This window comes from Photorhabdus akhurstii, from assembly GCF_019090985.1.
In the GTDB taxonomy this organism is placed as follows: Bacteria; Pseudomonadota; Gammaproteobacteria; order Enterobacterales; family Enterobacteriaceae; genus Photorhabdus; species Photorhabdus akhurstii.
The window spans coordinates 521,887-538,058 of the sequence record NZ_CP020335.1; the positions used below are offsets into that span (position 1 = coordinate 521,887).

Sequence of the window (16,172 nt, forward strand, 5' to 3'; positions counted from 1 at the left end):
ACAGCAAAATGCCGATATTCAAGATCGGCATTTTTGTTTTTATTTTTACTGAGTGGGCATACGCTGGATCTCTCCCAATTTGTCCATCAACTGATTGAACAATCTCCGGAGCATGAAACGATGTTGATGACTATTGCAGAACAGCTTGAACAAAAAGGGCTTGAGCGTGGTATTGAACTAGGTCGAGAAGAAGGTATTGAGCTAGGCCGAGAGAAAGGTAAAGTGGAAACGGCTCGTGCCTTATTACGGCATGGCGTGAGTTTGGATATTATTGTCACCAGTACCGGACTAAGCCGGGATAAAATTGAAGCGTTAAAGCATTAAATTAATCTTCTCTTTTACAGTAAAATGCCGATATTCAAGATCGGCATTTTTGTTTTTATTTATAGGGAGCGAAATGACACCTTAAGAGCATAGGGAACGCGATTAGGTGGGTTGTTTGCGGAAACAAAATGACTTGCTTTGTTTCGTCAAGACCTCAATTTTATTGCAATATTCTCCCCAGCAATTGGGTTGCCTGTTGAAAGATAACGGGTATAGATGGGATTATGGAAACCATAAACCCATTACTGATCGAAAGCATTTACAGTGACCAGGTTAATTGTTTCCAGCCATATTGTTGTGCTTCGGCTTTTAAACGGGCATCGGCATTGATCGTAATGACTTCATCGGCAAACCGACACATTGGGAGATCATTAATTGAATCACTGTAAAAGCGGATAATTTCAGGATGGCTATTTTGCTGTTCCAGCCACTGTTTTATCCGTTTTACTTTACCTTCACGAAAAGTCGCAATGCCATCTATTTTGCCGGTATAACAGCCATTTTCCATTACCATATCAATGCCCAGTACCGTGTGAATACCCAGTTCAGTAGCAATCTTTTTTACAATAAAAGAGACAGTAGCTGAGATAATAATGATTGGAATTTGTTGCTGTTGATATTCTGTAATTAGGGCTTTGGCTTGTGGATAAAATCGCGGTTTAATTTTTTCGTTAACAAATTCAGTCAGCCAAAGATCAACTTGTTCTTGTGGAATTTGATGCAGTGTTTGCAGACTAAATGCTAGATAACCACTCATATCCAGTGAGCCTGCGCCGTAATCAGCCATCATTTTTTTATCTGCTTCAATAAAGCTTGGATCGGTAATGATGCCTTTTTCCCATAAAAACTCGGTCCATATAGCGCTGGAATCACCGGAAATTAAGGTGTCATCCAGATCAAACACGGCAAGCAGTTGTGGCATGGTGTTGTGCTCCTCGGGCCAAAGAATATTAATAGTTGAGAATAATGCCGATTACTGTCAAAGCGGGCAATACGATCTTGACGATAATAATAAAGCACGCTTTTTTGATTAAAAAGTGTATGATTTATACAGATATTAAAATTAAGATGTCATAGTGATGATGCAACAACAAATTACAGGTACAGAACGTGGCTGGTGGGTTATCAGCGATGAAAATCGTATTTGGCTCCCTAAAGGCGAATTACCTTTTGGAATGGCAACTCAATGGTCACTACAAGAAAAAATAGCCTTGCCTATTGGTGAGTGGCAAGGTGAGAAAGTTTGGCTTATTCGTCAGAAAATGGCTGCAAATATGGTTTCTTTACGGCAGATTGTTAAAGATGATCGTGGCTTGTTTCAATTAGCTGGCCGAGGAGTGCAATTGGCGGAGTTTTATCGCTCTCACCAATATTGTGGTTATTGCGGTAATAAAATGTACCATTGTGTCAGTGAATGGGCTTGTCTGTGTCATCACTGCCACGAACGTTATTATCCGCAGATAGCGCCTTGTATTATTGTCGGTATTCGTCGGGATGATCATATTTTGTTGGCTCAACATCAACGCCATCGTGGAGGCATTTACACCGTACTTGCGGGATTTGTTGAAGTCGGTGAAACACTGGAAGAAGCTGTGGCTCGTGAAGTGATGGAAGAGAGTAATATTAAAATTCGCAACTTACGTTATGTGGCTTCTCAACCGTGGCCTTTTCCTCATTCATTGATGATGGCATTTCTGGCTGATTATGACAGTGGGGAGATCTGTCATGATCCGAAAGAGCTGATTAGTGCGGATTGGTATCACTATGAGCAACTGCCATTGATTCCACCACCCAATACTATTGCTCGTCGGTTGATTGAAGATACGATTGTTCTGTGCCGAAATGCGTAATCTACAGTTTGGCGCAATTCAACGGGAGAGATCTACCTGTCATGTTACAATGACGCCTAATCAATTGTAGTCAGATTATATTGCGGCCAATAAATAGATGGAGCCTGCCATGAATGAGCTGAAAAACGACCGTTATTTGCGAGCTTTATTACGTCAACCCGTTGATGTTACACCTGTTTGGATGATGAGACAGGCTGGTCGTTATTTGCCTGAGTATCAAGCTACCCGTGCTGAAGCCGGTGATTTTATTTCTCTATGTAAAAATACGGAACTTGCCTGCGAAGTCACTTTGCAACCTTTACGGCGCTATCCGCTAGATGCAGCGATTCTCTTCTCTGATATTCTCACCATTCCTGATGCTATGGGACTGGAACTCTATTTTGAAGCAGGTGAAGGTCCGCGTTTTAAATCTCCCATTTTAAATCGCGCCGATGTGGAAAAACTGTCGGTGCCTGATCCGGAAATGAAGCTGGGTTATGTGATGGATGCAGTACGTGCGATTCGTAAGGCACTGGCGGGGCAGGTTCCTCTAATTGGCTTTTCCGGTAGTCCGTGGACACTGGCGACTTATATGGTGGAAGGTGGCAGCAGTAAGACATTCACTAAAATCAAAAAAATGATGTATGTCGAACCTGCCGTAATGCATCTATTGCTGGATAAGCTGGCAGACAGCGTTATTCTTTATCTCAATGCTCAGATTAAAGCAGGCGCTCAGTCTGTAATGGTTTTTGATACTTGGGGCGGAGTGCTGACGGGGCGGGATTATCGGGAATTTTCCTTGCATTATATGCACAAGATTGTTGATGGCCTGATCCGTGAAAATGAAGGTCGTCGTGTGCCGGTGACACTGTTTACTAAAGGTGGCGGACAATGGCTGGAAGCAATGGCTGAAACCGGTTGTGATGCGCTTGGTCTGGATTGGACGACAGATATTGCCGATGCACGTCGTCGTGTGGGAAATAAAGTTGCTTTGCAGGGCAACATGGACCCATCCATGTTATACGCTTCTCCAGAGCGCATTGAACAGGAAGTTTCGACAATTTTGCAAGGTTTTGGCGCGGGTTCTGGTCATGTCTTTAACCTTGGTCATGGTATCCATCAGGATGTACTGCCGGAACACGCAGGTGTATTTGTTGAGGCTGTACATAACCTTTCAACTAAATATCATCAGTAAGCATATGATTAATACGAAAGCGCTACGCCAGGAGCAAATAGCAAAGGCTCAACAGGTTATTCGTTATGATGATTTTCCCCCACCTAAATTGATTGCTGGCGCTGATGTGGGCTTTGAACAGCAAGGGACGATCACTCGGGCGGCGATAGCGGTTCTCTCTTATCCTGCCCTTGAACTGGTGGAATATCAGATAGCCCGAATTGAAACTACTCTGCCTTATATTCCCGGTTTACTCTCTTTCCGTGAATACCCTGCATTAATGGCTGCCTGGCAGTTGTTGAAACACATACCTGATCTGGTGATGGTGGATGGTCATGGCATTGCTCATCCACGCCGTTTAGGTGTTGCCAGCCATTTTGGTTTATTAGCAAATGTACCTACAATTGGTGTGGCAAAACGTCGTTTATGTGGTGAAAGTGAACTATTGGGAGAACAGCCCGGCAGTTGTCAACCTTTGATTGATAAAGAAGAGCAGATTGGTTGGGTATGGCGGAGTAAAAAACGTTGTAATCCGTTGTATATTTCTACAGGGCACCGAATCAGTCTTGATAGTGCATTGCTATGGGTGGAACGTTGTATGAAAGGCTATCGTCTGCCTGAAACAACCCGTTGGGCAGATGGCGCAGCCTCAAATAGGCCATTTTTTGAACAAATGACACAGAAAAATCCTTAAATTCGGTGTAAGCGTGTGGATATTCTTGAATTTCAGGTAAACTGCGGAGCAAATTGTGCATAATGAGTAAAAACTAATGTTACGAAACCCGATACATTTACGGCTGGAAAAACTTGAAAGCTGGCAGCATCTGACCTTTATGGCAAGTCTGTGCGAACGGATGTATCCAAATTACCAGATGTTCTGTCTTCAGACAGCGTTTGCAGAACCGGCTATTTACCGCCGTATTCTGGATTTGGTGTGGGAAATATTAGTTGTAAAAGATGCCAAAGTGAATTTTGATAATCAGTTGGAAAAGTTGGAACAAGCTATTCCCTCAGCGGATGATTACGATATTTACGGTGTGTACCCGGCAATTGATGCATGTATTGCATTAGGGGAAACTGTTCATGCTCGTCTGAGTGGTGAAACATTGGAGCATGCAATTGCAGTGAGTGAAATTTCAATTCGCACCGTTGCTATGCTTGAAATGACTCAGGCCGGGAAAGAAATGACCGATGAAGAACTGAAAATGTTACCTGCTATTGAACAAGAGTGGGATATCCAATGGGAAATTTATCGCTTATTGGTTAGCTGCGAAGAGCGGGATATTGAGTTGATTAAAGGATTGAAAGCTGACCTCCGGGAGTCAGGAACGAGCAACATTGGCATAAATTTAACGCAGTAAAGTGAAAAAACGTGATTTAATGCTTTAAATGCCATGTTCAAAGGCTTCACTTTTGCCCCCACTCTGTTCTACATTTGGGGGGTGAAAAGAAGTGGCTATCGGTGCGTGTATGCAGGGGTGCTGTCATTCGGCATATCCGTCGCACTCGATGCTTTGCAAACGATAAACACACTGTAAGGATAATCTATGAATAAGACTGAATTAGTTGATGCAATCGCAGAAAGCACAGACCTGACTAAAGCTCAGGCAAAGGCTGCTCTGGAATCAACTTTGAATGCAATCACCGAATCCCTGAAAGCGGGTGATTCAGTACAACTGGTAGGTTTTGGGACTTTCAAAGTTAACCATCGTGCAGAACGTACGGGTCGTAACCCGCAAACCGGTAAAGAAATTACAATCGCGGCTGCAAACGTACCTGCTTTCTCTGCTGGTAAGGCTTTGAAAGACGCAGTTAAATAATTTCATTGCAAAAAAGAAAAAATAGAAGGGGTATTATTTATCCCCTTTTGTTGGTTCGTCAGGGGCTGATGACACTAGGATTCGTCTTCGCGCTCAGCGCCTGTACCAATCAACCTAAACAACCTTCTTTCAGCGCAAGTGGATTCATTGCAGATGATGGCGTTGTCCGCTTGTGGCGTCTCAACGATCAGGATAGTAAACCTCGGGTGCTGATGAGTGTTTACAGCCCCTACCGTAATGACAATACCGTCGTGACTTTTTATGAATATAAACAGGGCGATTTGCGCCAAATTCGTCGTGAAATTTTGAGTGATAAAAATCCACTGTCTGAACAACTTCGTTTGGATAAATCCGGTGAGGTGATTTTTATGCAAAAGCAGTCGAAAGCGCGGCGTGAACTCCTCTCCAGCGATGATATTGTTCGTATGCAGTTTGACGCTAAACGAACGCTTGAATTAAGTGACGCGTTGATCGTGGGAAATGTACGTTTGATGCAAGGGCACTGGAATAACGGTAAAGTTACTACCTGTGCAGGTGAAACGATTTCTGTAGAGTTTGAACCTTACGCGAGGTCATGGCTTGAACAGCGCGAAAAAAGCAGCTACGGCCAATTAACCATTGCTTGGTTGGAAGCGCCTGTTGGCCGAGAATTATTGTTGGTAGCCAATAATGACTTTTGTCGTTGGGAACCGACGAAGGACAGCCTCTGATCTTCGTCAGTTTTATGATTACTTCAATCGGTTAATTGCTCGATATCCGATATCCTTACGGTAAAAACAGTTATTCCATTCAATCTCTTCTGCTTGTTGGTAGGCATTTTTCTGTGCATCTATAATGGTTTCACCCAATGCTGTAACACACAGAACGCGTCCACCGGCGGTAATAACTTCACTACCTTTCACTGCCGTACCTGCATGGAAAACCTTGCTACTTTCATTTTCTTGTTGGGGCAAGCCATGAATAATATCCCCTTTGTGATAATCAGCAGGATACCCGCCGGCAGCGAGTACCACGCCCAGAGCAGGGCGTTCATCCCAATGAGAAGTTTTACTCGCAAGCTCTCCTTTTGCGCCAGCTAGACAGAGTTCAACAAGATCAGAACGCATGCGCATCATGATGGGTTGAGTTTCCGGATCGCCAAAGCGACAGTTAAATTCAATGACTTTTGGTTCGCCATTTTCGTTGATCATCAAGCCGGCATAAAGAAAACCGGTATAGACATGCCCCTCAGCAGCCATACCATTAACGGTAGGATAAATAATCTCTTCCATAATACGCTGGTGGATTTCATCGGTGACGACCGCAGCGGGAGAATAGGCTCCCATACCGCCGGTATTTGGACCCGTGTCACCGTCACCTATGCGTTTATGATCCTGACTGGTCGCCATTGGAATAACATTCTTGCCATCGACCATAACGATAAAACTAGCTTCTTCACCCGTTAAAAATTCTTCAATAACAATACGGTGGCCTGCATCACCAAACGCATTTCCTGCTAGCATATCTTTGATGGCGGATTGGGCTTCTTCCAGTGTCATCGCAACAATCACACCTTTACCCGCAGCCAGCCCGTCAGCTTTTATAACAATAGGGACGCCGATTTTATCCAAGTAGTTAAGAGCCGGTTCGATTTCTGTAAAATTCTGATAAGCCGCAGTTGGGATTTGATGGCGAGCCAGAAAATCTTTGGTGAAGGCTTTTGAACCTTCTAATTGAGCGGCCGCTTGAGTTGGGCCAAAAATAGTTAACCCGGCTTTTTGGAATGCATCGACAATACCTATTACCAGTGGCGCTTCAGGACCAACGATAGTCAGCCCAATATCATGGCTTTGTGCAAATACCAACAAACCGTTGATATCTGTCGCTGAGATGTCAATATTTTCGAGATTGCTTTCTAGAGCCGTTCCCGCATTTCCTGGAGCGACATAGACTTTATCAGCTAAAGGAGATTGGGCTGCTTTCCATGCCAGAGCATGTTCGCGTCCACCGCTACCAACAATTAAAATATTCATCAGATTAACTCCTGCTTATTGATTAGTGGCGAAAGTGGCGCATGCCGGTGAAAATCATAGCAATACCGTGTTCATCAGCCGCGGCAATCACTTCGTCGTCACGGATTGAACCGCCGGGTTGGATAATGCAACTCACGCCGACAACTGCGGCGGCATCAATACCGTCACGGAATGGGAAAAATGCGTCAGACGCCATTGCACATCCCTGAACTTCCAAGCTTTCATCGGCTGCTTTGATCCCTGCAATTTTTGCGGAATAGACACGGCTCATTTGGCCTGCGCCAATACCGATGGTCATATCATTTTTTGCGTAAACAATGGCATTGGATTTGACAAATTTAGCAACCTTCCAGCAGAACAGAGCATCTTTCATTTCTTGCTCAGTAGGTTGACGTTTGGAAACTACACGTAAGTTAGTTGCTGCTACCATTCCAAGATCGCGATCTTGTACCAGTAGACCTCCGTTAACTCGTTTAAAATCAAGGCCAGCAATTCGGGTTTCCCATTCACCACATACCAGAACGCGGACATTTTGCTTAGTAGCCAATATCGGCAATGCCTCTTCATCCACTGAGGGGGCGATAATCACCTCTACAAATTGGCGGTCGATAATGGTTTGTGCGGTCTTAGCATCAAGTTCACGGTTGAAAGCAATAATACCGCCGAAAGCGGAGGTTGGATCTGTTTTGAATGCGCGATCATAAGCTTCGTGAATATCTTTCCCAATGGCTACACCGCAGGGGTTAGCATGCTTAACAATAACGCATGCGGACTCGGTGAATTCTTTAACGCATTCCAGGGCTGCATCTGTATCTGCAATGTTATTATAGGAAAGAGCTTTACCTTGTAACTGAGTTGCAGTTGCAATAGATGATTCAGAGAGATTTTCTTCTATATAGAAGGCAGCATCCTGATGACTGTTCTCACCGTAGCGCATATCTTGTTTTTTAATAAAATTCAAATTCAGAGTACGGGGGAAACGTCCTGATGGCTGAGTAGTATCGCCATAATAAGGAGGAACCAGCTTGCCAAAATAGTTAGCAATCATGCTGTCATAAGCGGCGGTGTGCTCAAAAGCCTTAATGGCTAAATCGAAGCGGGTCGATTGTGTTAATGACCCCTGATTGTTATCCATCTCTTCAATGATTTTTTCATAATCATTACTATTAACCACAATTGCTACATCTTTATGGTTCTTAGCCGCAGAACGAACCATAGTTGGGCCGCCGATATCAATGTTTTCAACAGCATCTGCTAAAGTGCAATCGGGTTTAGCTACGGTCTGGGCGAATGGATATAGATTCACAACCACCATATCGATCGGTGAGATTTGGTGTTGTGCCATGATTTCATCATCTTGTCCACGGCGGCCAAGGATTCCGCCATGTACTTTAGGATGCAACGTCTTAACACGGCCATCCATCATTTCAGGAAAGCCGGTGTAATCTGAAACTTCAGTAACCTTTAGATCTGATTCAGCGAGTAAACGAGCTGTGCCACCAGTGGAAAGCAATTCGACACCGCGTTGAGATAAGGCTTTTGCAAATTCAACAACCCCTGATTTATCGGAAACACTAAGCAGGGCACGACGGATTGGACGAAGCTGTTGCATTGATTTGATCCCTTGGATTTTGTAAGGCAGTAACATGTTATTGGGAAGAACCCACTATATCAGGACATAAAAAATGGGCACTGCAATAACATTTCAATATAGTCAGATAAAATCGCTTGATGATTTTAACCAACGGATTGTAACGAAAACGTTTGCGTGATGCTCGATAAATTTTCATCCAACTAGCCATTTGTGGATAAATCTGTTGGTAAGTAGGTATAAGGCGGGGTGTTGCTGTGGAATTAATCAAACGATCAATTTTTTTCAAAATAATTATTGCCAGCGCCAGAGAACTCCCTATAATGCGCCACCACTGACCGACACAACGCTGATAAACATTGTGAGGTCAGGCAGAGAGAAAGCGAATAAGCGCTTGACTCTGCGGGCGAAAAGCGTAATATACGCAGCCCGGCTGAACGAGAATGTTATTTTTTGATTCAGCCTGCTCTTTAACAATTAATCAGACAATCTGTGTGGGCACTCACAAGACCGTATCACAAAAAATATGTTTTAAAGTCTTGAAGAGTGAACAACAGTTAATTCATTACGAACTAATTAGTCAGAATTCTTTGAGCATCAAGCTTTCAATTGAAGAGTTTGATCATGGCTCAGATTGAACGCTGGCGGCAGGCCTAACACATGCAAGTCGGGCGGTAACAGGAAAGCGCTTGCGCTTTTGCTGACGAGCGGCGGACGGGTGAGTAATGTCTGGGGATCTGCCCGAGGGCGGGGGATAACCACTGGAAACGGTGGCTAATACCGCATAATGTCGCAAGACCAAAGTGGGGGACCTGAAAGGGCCTCACGCCGTCGGATGAACCCAGATGGGATTAGCTGGTAGGTAGGGTAATGGCCTACCTAGGCGACGATCTCTAGCTGGTCTGAGAGGATGACCAGCCACACTGGGACTGAGACACGGCCCAGACTCCTACGGGAGGCAGCAGTGGGGAATATTGCACAATGGGCGCAAGCCTGATGCAGCCATGCCGCGTGTATGAAGAAGGCCTTCGGGTTGTAAAGTACTTTCAGCGGGGAGGAAGAATTTAGCTTGAACAGAGTTGGATTTTGACGTTACCCGCAGAAGAAGCACCGGCTAACTCCGTGCCAGCAGCCGCGGTAATACGGAGGGTGCGAGCGTTAATCGGAATGACTGGGCGTAAAGCGCACGCAGGCGGTCAATTAAGTTAGATGTGAAATCCCCGGGCTCAACCTGGGAATGGCATCTAAGACTGGTTGACTGGAGTCTCGTAGAGGGGGGTAGAATTCCATGTGTAGCGGTGAAATGCGTAGAGATGTGGAGGAATACCGGTGGCGAAGGCGGCCCCCTGGACGAAGACTGACGCTCAGGTGCGAAAGCGTGGGGAGCAAACAGGATTAGATACCCTGGTAGTCCACGCTGTAAACGATGTCGATTTGGAGGTTGTGGCCTTGAGCTGTGGCTTCCGAAGCTAACGCGTTAAATCGACCGCCTGGGGAGTACGGCCGCAAGGTTAAAACTCAAATGAATTGACGGGGGCCCGCACAAGCGGTGGAGCATGTGGTTTAATTCGATGCAACGCGAAGAACCTTACCTACTCTTGACATCCTCAGAATTTGCTGGAGACAGCGAAGTGCCTTCGGGAACTGAGAGACAGGTGCTGCATGGCTGTCGTCAGCTCGTGTTGTGAAATGTTGGGTTAAGTCCCGCAACGAGCGCAACCCTTATCCTTTGTTGCCAGCACGTCGAGGTGGGAACTCAAAGGAGACTGCCGGTGATAAACCGGAGGAAGGTGGGGATGACGTCAAGTCATCATGGCCCTTACGAGTAGGGCTACACACGTGCTACAATGGCGGATACAAAGTGAAGCGACCTCGCGAGAGCAAGCGGAACACACAAAGTCTGTCGTAGTCCGGATTGGAGTCTGCAACTCGACTCCATGAAGTCGGAATCGCTAGTAATCGTAGATCAGCATGCTACGGTGAATACGTTCCCGGGCCTTGTACACACCGCCCGTCACACCATGGGAGTGGGTTGCAAAAGAAGTCGGTAGCTTAACCGCGAGGAGGGCGCTGACCACTTTGTGGCTCATGACTGGGGTGAAGTCGTAACAAGGTAACCGTAGGGGAACCTGCGGTTGGATCACCTCCTTACCTGAGATAGGTTAAGTGCAGTGCTCACACAGATTGTCTGATGAAAGTCGAGAGCAAGGGAGTCTGCGAAGCCGACCATAGGGTCCCCTTCGTCTAGAGGCCTAGGACACCGCCCTTTCACGGCGGTAACAGGGGTTCGAATCCCCTAGGGGACGCCACTTGCAGGATAACGGGTGAAAGGCGTTGTCGATGTGTCTTTAAGCGGATTTTAGGAATCTGTTTAGCGATATAAGCTCTTTAACAATCTGGAACAAGCTGAAAAATTGAAACACTCAGTAATATCGACAAGGTATTATTGAGGCGTCTCTCAAGCTGAGCAATCCGAGACTTTTTCGGGTTGTGAGGTTAAGCGAATAAGCGTACACGGTGGATGCCTAGGCAGTCAGAGGCGATGAAGGACGTGCTAATCTGCGAAAAGCGTCGGTAAGCTGATATGAAGCGATATAGCCGGCGATGTCCGAATGGGGAAACCCAGTGCAATGCGTTGCACTATCATTAACTGAATCCATAGGTTAATGAGGCGAACCGGGGGAACTGAAACATCTCAGTACCCCGAGGAAAAGAAATCAACCGAGATTCCCCCAGTAGCGGCGAGCGAACGGGGAGCAGCCCAGAACCAGCATCAGCCATAGCATCAGAGGAACGGTCTGGAAAGGCCGGCGAGAGAGGGTGACAGCCCCGTACTCGAAGGTGGCATGGCTGTGAGTTCGACGAGTAAGGCGGGACACGAGAAATCCTGTCTGAAGATGGGGGGACCATCCTCCAAGGCTAAATACTCCTGACTGACCGATAGTGAACCAGTACCGTGAGGGAAAGGCGAAAAGAACCCCGGCGAGGGGAGTGAAAGAGAACCTGAAACCGTGTACGTACAAGCAGTGGGAGCCTCTATTTATAGGGGTGACTGCGTACCTTTTGTATAATGGGTCAGCGACTTATATTCTGTAGCAAGGTTAACCGCATAGGGGAGCCGCAGGGAAACCGAGTCTTAACTGGGCGAAGTAGTTGCAGGGTATAGACCCGAAACCCGGTGAGCTAGCCATGGGCAGGTTGAAGGTTGGGTAACACTAACTGGAGGACCGAACCGACTAATGTTGAAAAATTAGCGGATGACCTGTGGCTGGGGGTGAAAGGCCAATCAAACCGGGAGATAGCTGGTTCTCCCCGAAAGCTATTTAGGTAGCGCCTCGTGAAGTCATCTTCGGGGGTAGAGCACTGTTTCGGCTAGGGGGCCATCCCGGCTTACCAACCCGATGCAAACTGCGAATACCGAAGAATGTTATCACGGGAGACACACGGCGGGTGCTAACGTCCGTCGTGAAGAGGGAAACAACCCAGACCGCCAGCTAAGGTCCCAAAGTCATGGTTAAGTGGGAAACGATGTGGGAAGGCCCAGACAGCCAGGATGTTGGCTTAGAAGCAGCCATCATTGAAAGAAAGCGTAATAGCTCACTGGTCGAGTCGGCCTGCGCGGAAGATGTAACGGGGCTAAACCATGCGCCGAAGCTGCGGCAATGACATTCAGGTGTCATTGGGTAGGGGAGCGTTCTGTAAGCCGTTGAAGGTGGCGCTGTGAGGCCCGCTGGAGGTATCAGAAGTGCGAATGCTGACATAAGTAACGATAAAGCGGGTGAAAAACCCGCTCGCCGGAAGACCAAGGGTTCCTGTCCAACGTTAATCGGGGCAGGGTGAGTCGACCCCTAAGGCGAGGCCGAACGGCGTAGCTGATGGGAAACAGGTTAATATTCCTGTACTGAATGTGACTGCGAAGGGGGGACGGAGAAGGCTAGGCCATCCGGGCGACGGTCGTCCCGGTTTAAGCGTGTAGGTGGGAGGAGCAGGCAAATCCGCTCTTCTGTAACACTGAGGCGTGATGACGAGCTGCTACGGCAGTGAAGTGGTTGATGCCCGGCTTCCAGGAAAAGCCTCTAAGCATCAGGTGACATTGAATCGTACCCCAAACCGACACAGGTGGTCAGGTAGAGAATACTCAGGCGCTTGAGAGAACTCGGGTGAAGGAACTAGGCAAAATGGTGCCGTAACTTCGGGAGAAGGCACGCTGGCGGCAGGTGAAGGAGTTTGCCTCCGGAGCCGAAGCCAGTCGCAGAGACCAGCTGGCTGCAACTGTTTATTAAAAACACAGCACTGTGCAAACACGTAAGTGGACGTATACGGTGTGACGCCTGCCCGGTGCTGGAAGGTTAATTGATGGGGTTAGCCGCAAGGCGAGGCTCTTGATCGAAGCCCCAGTAAACGGCGGCCGTAACTATAACGGTCCTAAGGTAGCGAAATTCCTTGTCGGGTAAGTTCCGACCTGCACGAATGGCGTAATGATGGCCAGGCTGTCTCCACCCGAGACTCAGTGAAATTGAACTCGCTGTGAAGATGCAGTGTCCCCGCGGCAAGACGGAAAGACCCCGTGAACCTTTACTATAGCTTGACACTGAACATGGAGCCTTGATGTGTAGGATAGGTGGGAGGCCTGGAAGTGCGGACGCCAGTCTGCATGGAGCCATCCTTGAAATACCACCCTTGAATGCTCGATGTTCTCACTTAAGCCCGTTATCCGGGCTGAGGACAGTGTCTGGCGGGTAGTTTGACTGGGGCGGTCTCCTCCCAAAGCGTAACGGAGGAGCACGAAGGTTGGCTAATCACGGTCGGACATCGTGAGGTTAGTGCAAAGGCATAAGCCAGCTTAACTGCGAGAGTGACGGCTCGAGCAGGTACGAAAGTAGGTCTTAGTGATCCGGTGGTTCTGAATGGAAGGGCCATCGCTCAACGGATAAAAGGTACTCCGGGGATAACAGGCTGATACCGCCCAAGAGTTCATATCGACGGCGGTGTTTGGCACCTCGATGTCGGCTCATCACATCCTGGGGCTGAAGTAGGTCCCAAGGGTATGGCTGTTCGCCATTTAAAGTGGTACGCGAGCTGGGTTTAGAACGTCGTGAGACAGTTCGGTCCCTATCTGCCGTGGGCGCAGGAAGATTGAAAGGGGCTGCTCCTAGTACGAGAGGACCGGAGTGGACGCACCGCTGGTGTACGGGTTGTCATGCCAATGGCATCGCCCGGTAGCTAAGTGCGGGAGAGATAACCGCTGAAAGCATCTAAGCGGGAAACTTGCCTTGAGATGAGTCTTCCCTTGACTTAGAGTCACGGAAGGAACGTTTAAGACGAAGACGTGGATAGGCTGGGTGTGTAAGCGCAGCGATGCGTTGAGCTGACCAGTACTAATGAACCGAGCGGCTTAACCTTACAACGCCGAAGGGGTTTTGGTGTCGGAAGACAGCAAACAGAAGTCGGAAGACAGAAGAGAGACAGATTTCAGCTTGTTCAGAGATTGGTTCCAATGGTTGTGTTGACGGAGAGTCAGACAAGGGTTGGAATAAAACGGAATATGCCTGGCGGCGATAGCGCGGCGGTCCCACCTGACCCCATGCCGAACTCAGCAGTGAAACGCCGTAGCGCCGATGGTAGTGTGGGGTCTCCCCATGTGAGAGTAGGACACTGCCAGGCTTTAAATACAGTGGAAACCCTCAGCGTAAGCTGGGGGTTTTTGCGTTTGTAAGACAGCCGCTGCTTTGGCTCCATAAACGTTACGATGCTTGTCGAAATTTGCTTTTGTTAATCATCCCTTTATCTCCAGCGTTTTTACCATCTGCGGCTGGTAGTTTCGGATTGATTCCCTTGTGAGCCATTCCTGCGGTTGCTGTGGCTATGTTGCCCTCGATACTTTGCATCCCGAAATTACTTTAATACATTATCGATTCATAAAATAATTTTGTTTCTTTATTAGAATATATTGTTTTTATATTTATAGTTTTGAAATTGAATTATTTATATATTGCGTCATTTTATGTTGAATTATTAGATTCTTAGCAATAATATCATTGAATTTTAGGTGATTTATTTTAAATATTTAATTAATGTTAGTTTGATGTCTTTTGTTATAAAATAAATTGAAATTATTTCATTTTTATAATATTAAAAAATATTAATTATTTATATATTGAATATCGAAATATGACCAAAAATGAAATAATTTCAGCTTACTTGTAAAGCCTCGACATTCTGTTAATACTTAGTTAGATTTAGCTGTCTGGAAGTCTAAACGTGTAAATGGATAAAGAATCGAGGTCATAGCATGCCAATTTGTATACCGGATGAATTACCCGCAGTGAATTTTTTACGAAATGAGAATGTGTTCGTAATGACATCTACCCGTGCGAATATTCAAAATATACGTCCACTAAAGGTATTGCTGCTTAACCTGATGCCAAAGAAAATTGAGACTGAAAATCAATTTCTAAGATTATTATCCAACACGCCTTTACAGGTAGATATCCAGCTACTGAGAGTAGATAACCGGAAGTGCAGGAATACGCCCGCTGAGCACTTGAATAACTTTTATTGTGATTTCGAACGGATAAAACATCAAAATTTTGATGGCTTAATTGTTACTGGTGCGCCATTAGGATTAGTTGAATTCGAAGATGTGGCATATTGGGAGCAGATAGAGAGAATAATTCGTTGGGCGAAGGAGCATGTCACTTCTACTCTATTTATTTGTTGGGCTGTGCAAGCAGCTTTGAATATTTTGTATGACTTACCGAAGCTTACCAGAGAAGTAAAACTATCCGGTGTTTATTATCATTCTACTTTGGAGCCTTTAGCATTATTGACTCGCGGCTTTGATGAATCTTTTTTTGCGCCTCATTCTCGCTATGCAGATTTTCCTGAGCAGGTTATTCGTGAACATACTGATCTGGATATTCTTTGCAATTCTGAGGATGCGGGGGTGTATTTACTGGCGAGTAAAGATAAGCGTATGGTATTTGTCACTGGGCATCCTGAATATGATGCCGGAACGCTGGCGAGTGAATATTTACGCGATTTAGCAGCAGGTTTGGAGCCAAAGATCCCAATAAATTATTTTCCAGATAATAATCCAGAAAGAAAACCACTGGCATCATGGCGTAGTCACGGGCATTTATTATTTTCCAACTGGCTAAATTATTATGTGTACCAGATCACGCCATATGATCTTACCTACATGAATCCAACATTGGATTAATATCTTTATAAATGGCTGAAATTCAGCCATTTAACCCTTCTGATTTTTTCTGATCTCCTGTCATTAGTACCTATCAAAATATCGCACTTTTTGTAGTTTATCTTATATAACAAAAACTTAACCAAATGATCTTATGATTTATGGAATCAATTTCTCTAATTTAAAATAGGTAATTTTCTTTATAACTAATTGTTTTTTAT

Annotated in this window: 11 protein-coding genes, 1 tRNA gene, 3 rRNA genes and 1 pseudogene; 12 read left to right on the top strand and 4 right to left on the bottom strand. The window is 46.0% G+C overall.

Annotated features, from left to right (window positions below; genetic code table 11):
- Nucleotides 1–39: 39 nt before the first annotated feature.
- Nucleotides 40–324: pseudogene (locus B0X70_RS02265) on the top strand (ISNCY family transposase); the annotation flags it as partial.
- A gap of 259 nt (nt 325–583) precedes the next feature.
- Here B0X70_RS02265 and B0X70_RS02270 read toward each other — a convergent pair.
- Nucleotides 584–1,246: an HAD family hydrolase gene (locus B0X70_RS02270; protein ID WP_217470789.1), complete on the bottom strand. Its 663-nt coding sequence runs from the start codon at nt 1,244–1,246 to the stop codon at nt 584–586.
- Between the two features lie 160 nt (nt 1,247–1,406).
- Here B0X70_RS02270 and nudC point away from each other — a divergent pair, with 160 nt between their 5' ends.
- The 6 genes from nudC to B0X70_RS02300 all read left to right on the top strand — a co-directional run bounded on the left by nudC (nt 1,407) and on the right by B0X70_RS02300 (nt 5,857).
- Nucleotides 1,407–2,174, top strand: a complete 768-nt coding sequence (nudC, locus tag B0X70_RS02275) for an NAD(+) diphosphatase (protein WP_036781129.1) — start codon at nt 1,407–1,409, stop codon at nt 2,172–2,174.
- Between the two features lie 109 nt (nt 2,175–2,283).
- Nucleotides 2,284–3,348 carry a uroporphyrinogen decarboxylase gene (gene hemE / locus B0X70_RS02280; protein ID WP_217470790.1) on the top strand — a complete coding sequence of 355 codons (1,065 nt, stop codon included), beginning with the start codon at nt 2,284–2,286 and terminating at the stop codon, nt 3,346–3,348.
- A gap of 4 nt (nt 3,349–3,352) precedes the next feature.
- A complete protein-coding gene (nfi, locus tag B0X70_RS02285; protein ID WP_217470791.1) occupies nt 3,353–4,021 on the top strand; it encodes a deoxyribonuclease V in 669 nt (222 codons plus the stop codon).
- Between the two features lie 76 nt (nt 4,022–4,097).
- Complete coding sequence (locus B0X70_RS02290; RefSeq protein ID WP_036814772.1) at nt 4,098–4,688, top strand: YjaG family protein; 591 nt, start codon at nt 4,098–4,100, stop codon at nt 4,686–4,688.
- A 186-nt stretch (nt 4,689–4,874) separates the two neighbouring features.
- On the top strand, nt 4,875–5,147 hold the full coding sequence (hupA, locus tag B0X70_RS02295) for a nucleoid-associated protein HU-alpha (protein ID WP_012776594.1): 273 nt from the start codon (nt 4,875–4,877) through the stop codon (nt 5,145–5,147).
- Between the two features lie 68 nt (nt 5,148–5,215).
- The gene (locus B0X70_RS02300) at nt 5,216–5,857 is read left to right on the top strand and encodes a DUF1481 domain-containing protein (RefSeq protein WP_036781115.1); all 642 of its coding nucleotides are present in this window, start codon (nt 5,216–5,218) and stop codon (nt 5,855–5,857) included.
- Nucleotides 5,858–5,875: 18 nt separating this feature from the next.
- On the opposite strand, the gene purD is transcribed toward B0X70_RS02300, so the two are convergent.
- Together purD and purH are read right to left on the bottom strand one after the other, a co-directional pair.
- Nucleotides 5,876–7,159 carry a phosphoribosylamine--glycine ligase gene (gene purD, locus B0X70_RS02305; protein ID WP_217470792.1) on the bottom strand — a complete coding sequence of 428 codons (1,284 nt, stop codon included), beginning with the start codon at nt 7,157–7,159 and terminating at the stop codon, nt 5,876–5,878.
- Between the two features lie 22 nt (nt 7,160–7,181).
- Nucleotides 7,182–8,771, bottom strand: a complete 1,590-nt coding sequence (gene purH, locus B0X70_RS02310) for a bifunctional phosphoribosylaminoimidazolecarboxamide formyltransferase/IMP cyclohydrolase (RefSeq protein WP_217470793.1) — start codon at nt 8,769–8,771, stop codon at nt 7,182–7,184.
- A 585-nt stretch (nt 8,772–9,356) separates the two neighbouring features.
- Here purH and B0X70_RS02315 point away from each other — a divergent pair.
- The 4 genes from B0X70_RS02315 to rrf all read left to right on the top strand — a co-directional run bounded on the left by B0X70_RS02315 (nt 9,357) and on the right by rrf (nt 14,414).
- Nucleotides 9,357–10,901: ribosomal RNA gene (locus B0X70_RS02315) — 16S ribosomal RNA — on the top strand.
- An 82-nt stretch (nt 10,902–10,983) separates the two neighbouring features.
- A tRNA-Glu gene (locus tag B0X70_RS02320) sits at nt 10,984–11,059 on the top strand.
- Nucleotides 11,060–11,244: 185 nt separating this feature from the next.
- Nucleotides 11,245–14,153, top strand: a 23S ribosomal RNA gene (locus B0X70_RS02325).
- Between the two features lie 145 nt (nt 14,154–14,298).
- A 5S ribosomal RNA gene (gene rrf, locus B0X70_RS02330) occupies nt 14,299–14,414 on the top strand.
- Together the 16S, 23S and 5S rRNA genes with 1 tRNA gene alongside form the textbook arrangement of a ribosomal RNA operon.
- Before the next feature lie 80 nt (nt 14,415–14,494).
- Here rrf and B0X70_RS02335 read toward each other — a convergent pair.
- Nucleotides 14,495–14,638, bottom strand: coding sequence for a hypothetical protein (locus B0X70_RS02335; RefSeq protein WP_217470794.1), 144 nt, complete (start codon nt 14,636–14,638; stop codon nt 14,495–14,497).
- Between the two features lie 404 nt (nt 14,639–15,042).
- Here B0X70_RS02335 and metA point away from each other — a divergent pair, with 404 nt between their 5' ends.
- Nucleotides 15,043–15,972 carry a homoserine O-acetyltransferase MetA gene (gene metA / locus B0X70_RS02340; RefSeq protein ID WP_036811487.1) on the top strand — a complete coding sequence of 310 codons (930 nt, stop codon included), beginning with the start codon at nt 15,043–15,045 and terminating at the stop codon, nt 15,970–15,972.
- Nucleotides 15,973–16,172 lie beyond the last annotated feature (200 nt).